At 63.2% G+C, this 7,927-nt stretch carries 7 protein-coding genes; 4 read left to right on the forward strand and 3 right to left on the reverse strand.

Going from position 1 to position 7,927, the window contains the following annotated elements:
- On the reverse strand, positions 1 to 514 hold a 514-nt coding region (locus CKO27_RS22845), incomplete at its 3' end, for an FAD-dependent oxidoreductase (protein WP_200377221.1).
- A 122-nt stretch (positions 515 to 636) separates the two neighbouring features.
- Here CKO27_RS22845 and CKO27_RS22850 point away from each other — a divergent pair.
- Positions 637 to 1,581 carry an AAA family ATPase gene (locus CKO27_RS22850; RefSeq protein ID WP_200377222.1) on the forward strand — a complete coding sequence of 315 codons (945 nt, stop codon included), beginning with the start codon at positions 637 to 639 and terminating at the stop codon, positions 1,579 to 1,581.
- A gap of 17 nt (positions 1,582 to 1,598) precedes the next feature.
- Here CKO27_RS22850 and CKO27_RS22855 read toward each other — a convergent pair whose 3' ends face one another.
- Entirely contained in the window at positions 1,599 to 3,143 is a 1,545-nt protein-coding gene (locus CKO27_RS22855; protein WP_200377223.1) for an ATP-binding protein, read from the reverse strand.
- Positions 3,144 to 3,217: 74 nt separating this feature from the next.
- Between CKO27_RS22855 and CKO27_RS22860 the strand changes: the two genes are divergently transcribed.
- Together CKO27_RS22860 and CKO27_RS22865 are read left to right on the forward strand one after the other, a co-directional pair.
- Entirely contained in the window at positions 3,218 to 4,231 is a 1,014-nt protein-coding gene (locus tag CKO27_RS22860; protein WP_242471086.1) for a DUF58 domain-containing protein, read from the forward strand.
- On the forward strand, positions 4,224 to 6,239 hold the full coding sequence (locus CKO27_RS22865; RefSeq protein ID WP_200377224.1) for a transglutaminase TgpA family protein: 2,016 nt from the start codon (positions 4,224 to 4,226) through the stop codon (positions 6,237 to 6,239). Before CKO27_RS22860 ends, CKO27_RS22865 begins: the two co-directional genes overlap by 8 nt.
- 32 nt (positions 6,240 to 6,271) lie before the next feature.
- Here the strand turns inward: CKO27_RS22865 and CKO27_RS22870 are convergent, their stop codons facing one another.
- Complete coding sequence (locus tag CKO27_RS22870) at positions 6,272 to 6,628, reverse strand: nucleotide pyrophosphohydrolase (RefSeq protein WP_200377225.1); 357 nt, start codon at positions 6,626 to 6,628, stop codon at positions 6,272 to 6,274.
- A gap of 314 nt (positions 6,629 to 6,942) precedes the next feature.
- Here CKO27_RS22870 and CKO27_RS25425 point away from each other — a divergent pair.
- Positions 6,943 to 7,693 (forward strand): IS1 family transposase gene (locus tag CKO27_RS25425; protein ID WP_420825861.1). Its coding sequence is split into 2 segments (ribosomal slippage): positions 6,943 to 7,205 and positions 7,204 to 7,693, totalling 753 coding nucleotides; the frame shifts between segments, so codons are not numbered across the junction.
- The last annotated feature ends 234 nt before the right edge of the window (positions 7,694 to 7,927 follow it).

The following is a 7,927-nucleotide window of genomic DNA, read 5'->3' on the forward strand; positions in this document are numbered from 1 at the left end:
CCTCATGGTTGGAGAGCCCGACATGGATGCGACCGCCGAGGAAGGTGCCGACCGTCAGTACCACCGCGCGCGTCCTGAAGCGCAGCCCCATCTGGGTCTGGACGCCGACCACGCGGTCGCCCTCGACGACGAGGTCATCGACCGCCTGCTGAAAGATCACGAGCCCCGGCTGATTCTCGACCGCCGAGCGTACCGCCGCCTTGTAGAGCTGACGATCAGCCTGGGCACGGGTGGCGCGCACCGCCGGACCCTTGCTGGCATTGAGGATACGGAACTGGATACCGCCCCGATCGGCGGCGCGGGCCATGAGACCGCCGAGCGCGTCGATTTCCTTGACCAGATGCCCCTTGCCGATCCCGCCGATCGCGGGATTGCAGCTCATCTGACCGATGGTTTCGATGTTCTGGGTCAGCAGCAGGGTTCGGGCGCCGCACCGGGCCGCCGCCAGCGCCGCCTCGGTCCCGGCGTGACCGCCGCCGACCACCACCACATCGTATTGATCGCTCGCGAACATGACAGGAAGCCCAGTCCAATGAAGCCGGCAAGTCTAACCCAAAATGGAACCGGAAAGACGTTTGAAAAGAGAGAGGTTTTCACCGTCCGACAGGACGGCGGATCCAAGGGAGCGCGACGCCCATGAGCCTTCCGTTCAGACAGAGCCAACAGCGTCCCGGACTCGCCGAGGGCATCCTGGAGAGCGCCCGAGCCGTGATCCTCGGCAAGGACCACGAATTGCGCCTGGCCCTCGCCTGTCTGCTCGCGCGCGGACATCTGCTGATCGAGGATCTGCCGGGCGTGGGCAAGACCACCCTCGCCCACCTGCTCGCGCGCCTGCTGGGTCTGGAGTATTCGCGCATCCAGTTCACCAGCGACCTCCTGCCGGCCGATGTCATCGGCGTTTCGGTCTACGACCGCGCTGCCGAGGGCTTTCGCTTTCATCCCGGCCCCATCTTCTCCCAGCTCATTCTCGCCGACGAGATCAACCGCGCCACCCCCAAGGCGCAAAGCGCGCTACTGGAGGCGATGGAGGAACGCCAGGTGACGGTCGAAGGCGAAACCCGTCCGCTGCCCGAACTCTTCTTCGTCATCGCGACCCAGAATCCGCTGTTCCAGGTCGGCACCTTCCCGCTGCCCGAATCCCAGTTGGACCGTTTTCTGATGCGCATCCATCTCGGCTATCCGGATGCCGCCCAGGAAAAGATCCTGCTCGCCGGTGAGGACCGACGCGACATGGTGGCGCGCCAGCAACCGGCCCTGACCAACGCCCAGCTCATCGAGTTGCAGAAAGCGGTCAACCGCATCCATGCCGCCCAGCCGATCGTCGACTATGTCCACGCCATCCTCCAGTTCACCCGCGGCTCGGAGCGCTTCGCCTACGGGCTATCGCCACGCGCCGGACTTGGCTTGCTGCATGCCTCCAAGTCCTGGGCCATGCTGGCGGATCGCGACTATGTGATACCCGAGGACGTCCAGGCCGTGCTGCCGGCCTGCGCCGTGCATCGACTCACGGGCGGAGAAGCGGGGCAGCGGGTCGCCGACAAGGAGATTGCCTCCTTTATCCTCGCCAACGTTCCGGTCTGAGTGATTGGTTTGGCGGGTTATTGGCTTTCGACCTCGAAACCGACCAGGGCGTGGCGCTCGCGGCTGAATTCGACCCCGATCAGATGGATGGGTTGACCCAGGCGGCGGTACTTGTCGGCATAGCCCCGGTCCTTGATCTGCTTCAAGGCCCGTCCCTCGGGGGTCAGTTCCACGACCTTGAACTCGAAGAGATAGACATGCCCGTTGAAGCGCACCGCCATGTCGAGCCGACCCGCGTTGCTGGCATCCTCGGGGGTGATATCCAGTCCCAGGGAGGCGAAATAGGCGTAGAAGACGCTGGCGTAATAGCCCTCGTAACGGGCGATGGGATTCTTGCGATGCCAGTCGGTGGGGATGCTGGAGAAAAAGGCGCCGAACAGGACCTCCATCCCGACGAAGTCATTGGCCAACAGCAACTGGTGGAGCGACTTGCGATGCCGCACGGCCTCCTGACCCAGGGGTGTCCAGGCCGTCAGCAGCGCGCCGTTCAGACTCTGATAGACCTCCCGATTCGGATAGCGCAGGCGATAGAAATAGTTGCCGCTGATCTCCTCCTCCAGGTCGATGGTCAGATAGCCGGCCTGGAACATCAGGGCCTCGGTGGTCATCGCGTCCACGTCGAAGCTCGACAGCAGCGCGGCGTCCGTCTCCAGATGTCCGAGCCGGGGCAACCAGGTGGCGCGCTGGGTGAGTAGGTCGACGAGAAAGGTCGGCGTGCCGGTCTCGAACCACCAGGGACGGAATTTCCGCTTCTGGAACAACAGCAGAAGATCGAAAGGGTTATAGACCGATTCGCCGGTCCAGTTGTAACCGTTGTACCAGTCGCGGATCTCGGCGCGATCCAAGCCCTCGATCTCCGGGGCAAAGACGGTTTCAAGATCCTGTTCGGTGTAGCCACACAGGGACGAATAGCCGGAGTCGACGCTGATGTCGTTCAGATTGTTCAGGCCAGAAAAGAGACTGACCTTGCTGAATTTGCTCACCCCGGTGAGGAAGGCGAAGCGGATATGGGCATCCATGTCCTTGATGACGGAATAGAGGTTGCGCAGTCCATCGCGCATGGCGCGCGCGGTTTCCGGTCGGGTCAGGTTGTCGAGGATCGGCTTGTCGTACTCGTCGACCAGCACCACCACCCGCTGACCGGTCGCGGCATGGGCCTGGCGGATCATCTCGGCGAAACAGCCGTCGATGCCGGGCTCGACGCAGCCCAAACCCAGGGCCGACTGATTGACATGGAGCTGCTCGCGAATCTTGCGCTCCAGCTCCTCTGGGCTCTGGACCAGACCGCCGCCGAAACTGAAGCGAAGAACCGGATAGGACGTGCTCCAATCCCAGTGATCGTGAATCGCCAATCCCCGGAACAGCGGCTCCCGGCCGGCGAACAGCTCGGCCAGGGTATCGAGAAACAGCGACTTGCCGAAGCGGCGGGGCCGGGACAGAAAATAATATTTGCCCGTCTCGATCAGACGCAGGGCGAAGCCGGTCTTGTCGACGTAATAGCAGTCGTCCTCGCATATCTCGCGAAAGGTCTGGATACCGATGGGGAGTTTTTTACGGGACATCGCTGGAATCCACCTGTAAAGACCCTGGTTTTCGATGCAACACTTTAGCTCAGTTTCATCATTGGACGAGGGTCATGACTGATCGAACCATGGCGATCGAAACCCCAGGCTTGAGCGGTTCGAGCAACCGCGTCGTCGTCCTGGCGAGGCGGTATTTCGCCAACCTACTGCGCCGCGTGCCGACTGGATCCGACGGCGTGGCGCGCGTCGGGGCGCGGCAGATCTACATCCTGCCGACGCGCGCCGGGCTCATGTACGGATCAGTGCTGATGGTCATGCTGTTGGGTTCGCTCAACTATCAGAACAACCTCGGGCTGCTCTTCACCTTCTTCCTCGCCTCGGTGGGTCTGGTCGCCATGCACCACGCCTGGTTCAACCTGCTCGGCGTCGCCGTCCAGGCACGGGGAGGGCCGGCGGTCTTCGCTGGAGAAACCGCCACCTTCGAGATCAGTCTGCGCGCCGAACGACAGCGCCCCCGTCATGACCTCCAGATCGTCAAGGGCCGCGAGCGCGCCCCGCCCCAAGCCGTGCCGGCGGACGACCAGCGGCTGGTCAGACTCGGCCTCCCGGCGGTGCGACGCGGTCCCTGCCGGATCGAATACCTGACGCTGGAGACCCGCCATCCGATGGGACTCTTTCGCGCCTGGTGCTACATCGCCACGGACGCCACGACCCTGGTCTATCCGCGACCGGCCGCGCGCGCGCCGGCACCCGAACGCGACGCGGGCGATGGCCGCTACCCCAGGAAGCGGCCGGTCGAGGGCCTGGAGGATTATCTCGGCTCGCGCGGCTACCGGCCCGGCGACTCCACCCGACACATCGACTGGAAGGCGTTCGCCCGCGAGCGGGGGCTGCTGGTGAAACAGTTCGGCGGCGAGGAAGGAGACGAGATCTGGATCGACTGGTCGCGCCTGAGCGCCCCGGACCCCGAGGTCCGGCTCGGGATCCTCGCCCGTCAGGTGCTGGACGCCGGAGCGGCCGGGGCGCGCTTCGGGCTGCGCCTGCCCGGCGCGCTGGAGGGACTGGCGCGAGGTCCGGCCCATGTCCAACGCTGTCTCACCCGACTGGCGCTCTTCGGTCATGTTTAAAACCAAACCCATCCCGCCCGACGAACACCCACAGCCGAGACAAATCCTCTGGACCAGCCTGCTGGTCCTCGCCGCCGGCCTGCCGCTCCTGCGCTTTCTGGACTGGCGGATCAACGCCTTTCTGGCCCTGATCCTCGCCATCCGCGTCGCCGGTCTGCGCTGGCCGGCGGCCGTCCCCAACCGCTGGATCCGCGCCCTCCTGACCTTCGCGGGCGTGGCCAATTGTCTGAACGCCTATCAGACCCTCGCCGGTCAGGACGGCGGCGCCGCCCTGTTCACGACCATGATCGCGCTCAAACTGCTGGAGCTGCACAGCAAGCGGGATCTGCGTCTGGTGCTGGTCCTGATGGGCTTTCTGATCGTCATCCAGTTCCTGTTCGACGAGTCCTTTCCGCTGACCTTCTATCTGGGACTGGTCGCCCTGGGCATCGTGACCCTCCTGGTCGAACTCAATGGCGGCTTGCTTGGCTCGGGGCTGCGACCGGCCTTGCGGATCGCGGGCCGTCTCACGCTGCACGCGCTGCCGCTCACCCTGGTGCTCTTCGTGCTCTTCCCACGCCTGCACGCCCCGCTCTGGAGCCTGGGAGTCGACGCCAGTAAAGGACTGATGGGGATGTCCGACAGTATGGAGCCGGGCAACATCAGCGAGCTGGTGGTCAATGGCGAACTGGCCTTCCGCGTCCGTTTCGAGGGCGCGCCGCCGCGTCCGGACCAGCTCTACTGGCGCGGCCCGGTGCTCTGGGAGATGGATGGACGACGCTGGACGCCGGGGCGCCCGCCGCCCGACTGGCAGGATCCAGCCGGCCTGATCGAATCCGCCGACCCGATCGACTACGAGGTGGTCCTGGAGCCGACCCGGCAACGCTGGCTGTTCGCGCTCGACATGCCGGTCAGCGAGCCGGCGGACGCCGCCATCAACCCGGATTTCCAGCTCCTGGCCAGCCAGCCGGTCAACGCCCTCAAGCGTTACGCGGTTCGCTCGGCCCTGAGCTATCGCACCCATGAGCCGGATCCGCGTCTGCGCGAACTGGCGCTGAGGCTGCCCGAGAACGTCACGCCCCGCATGCGCGATCTGGTGGCCGACTGGCGCGCCAGGGCCGATAGCGACTGGGATCTGGTGCGACTGGGACTGACCCATTTCAACCGCGAGGCCTTCCATTACACCCTGCTGCCGCCGGCGCTGGGCGCGAACCCGGCGGACGAATTCCTCTTCGAGACCCGCAGCGGTTTCTGCGAGCACTACGCCAGCAGCTTCGCCCTGCTGATGCGTCTCGGCGGGGTGCCCGCGCGCATCGTGCTCGGCTATCTCGGCGGCGAGGACAACGACATCGGCGGCTACAAGATCGTCCGCCAATCCGACGCCCACGCCTGGGTCGAGGTACTGATCGCCGGGCGCGGCTGGGTTCGAGTCGACCCGACCGCCGCCGTGGATCCCTCGCGCATCGACAACCGCACCGCCACCCGCCTGCTGGGCGCCGGTGCCTCGGCCCGCTTCGATCTCGGGGACGCCAGCGCCATCGCCCACTGGATCCGGAACATGCGCCTGATCGCCGACACCCTGGACGCCACCTGGCAGAACTGGGTGCTGGACTTCTCGGCGGACGACCAGCTCGACCTCATGGATCGCCTGGGACTCGGCGACTTCAGGGAATACGGGCTCGCCGCGCTCATGGTCCTCGCCGTCTCGCTGACGCTCGGGGTCGTGCTCCTGGCCATGATGCGGGACAAGGGCGAGCGGGATCCGCTCGACGCCTTCTACGCCCGCTTCTGCCAACGGCTCGCGCGCGCCGGGCTACCCCGTCATCCGCACGAGGGCCCCGGCGACTACGGACAACGCATCGCCGCGGCCCGACCGGACCTGAGCGCGACCGTCAGCCGCTTTCTCGCCCTCTATGTCCCGGCCCGGTACGGCGCGCGGCGGACCGGAGAGACCGGCATCCGGCTCGCCCGCCTATTGCGAGGCTTCAACCCCAAGGCCCGGCGCCAACACGCGGGAAGCGCGCGCTAAGGACCGGCGCCGAGGCGAACTCGCCGAGCGGATCAGTCCGGATACTCGCTCGCCCGCCGCGCGTCGCCGCGCACCTTCTCGACCGGATAGCGCCGCTCGTTGATGGCGATCTTCTCCTCGGCCGCCGCGATTGGATCGATCCCCAGTCGCTCGGAGAGCCGGATCAGGTAGAGCAGGATATCCGCCAGCTCAAGGGCCACCTCGCGCCGCTTCTCATCGTCAAGCTCGGCGCTTTGAGCCTCGGTGAGCCACTGAAAATGCTCCAGCAACTCGCCCGCCTCTCCCGCCAGGGCCATGGCGAGGTTCTTGGGTGAATGGAACTGCTCCCAGTCGCGTTCGCGCGCGAACTGGAGCAAACGGGCGTTGAGCCGGTCGAGACTATCGGGCATTCGAGCCTGTCCTGGATAAATAGCGGTGTTCGAAATCCGTCCCTGGGGCGCGACCCAGTGGTGGCCGCCGCGACCAACAATGGGATGGGGAGCGTCCATGCCAAGGGTCGACATCGGAGCCTGGCCGTTCTACCCAGATACCTCACTATAGAAACCGCAGGGCGGCGATGACCAGACCCGCGCTGGTAGCGATGAGCCGACGAGCCAGAGAAAGTGTTGGTCGTAACGCTTGAGGGTAGTGCTTCAGACATGGATTATCTTTAAAATCAATGCTTCTCTATAAATCCATAATTTTTCTGTGAGGATTCTTTAAGATGGCCGAAGTTTCCGTGCATTGCCCGCATTGCCACTCTGAAAAAGTCACGAAACGCGGAAAGACGGACAGAGGCAAGCAACGCTATTCATGTAATAATGAATCCTGTTCAATAAACACCTTCATTTTGGATTACAGTTATCAGGGGCACCTCCCCGAGGTCAAGAAAAAAATTATTGACATGGCGCTCAACGGGAGTGGCATTCGCGATACCGCGCGCGTGTTGAATGTGTCCCAAACCACCGTCATCAACGAAATAAAAAAAAGAGTCATCTCTCAGCTCTGTTAACGAAATCGCACTCGAAAAACTAAAGTTAAGTGAAATTACCGTTGAGATTCAAAAGGTTGAGGCTATTGAGGCCGAACTGGACGAAATGTGGAGCTATGTTCAATGTAAAGAAAAACCACGCTGGTTATGGCATGCGATCGATCACCAGACGGGTACTGTCCTGGCCTATGTGTTCGGTCGGCGCAAAGATACGGCATTCCTCTTTCTGAAGGCGCTCCTTGAGCCATTTGGTATTACGCGCTTTTATACGGACGACTGGGGCGCTTATCAGCGCCATTTGCCAGCGCAACAACAGGTCATTAGTAAAGCGAATACCCAAAAAATCGAACGCAAGCATCTCACTCTCAGGACGCGGATTAAACGGTTGGCACGGAAGACCATTTGTTTCTCAAAGCTCGAAACGATGCACGATATCGTCATCGGATTGTTTGTCAATCGATACGATTTTGGTCGCTGCGTGTAAGCGCCATATCTAGAGCACTACCCGCTTGAGAACCGATCCTAGGAGACTGTACAGAAATTAAGGAAACGCTGATTAAATGGGTAGTGCCCGAATGGCACTAAGATAATCCCAACCTGCTGAAACGCATGAGAAAGGCTGGCGGTGGTGGTAGGCTGAGAGTGGCCAAACCCAACTGCCCACCCGTGGAGCCAGCCCCCATGCATCCTCGTCAGCGCGCCGCGCAGCGGCAACGAC

It is taken from the genome of Thiocystis violacea, assembly GCF_016583575.1.
GTDB classification, from domain to species: domain Bacteria; phylum Pseudomonadota; class Gammaproteobacteria; order Chromatiales; family Chromatiaceae; genus Thiocystis; species Thiocystis violacea.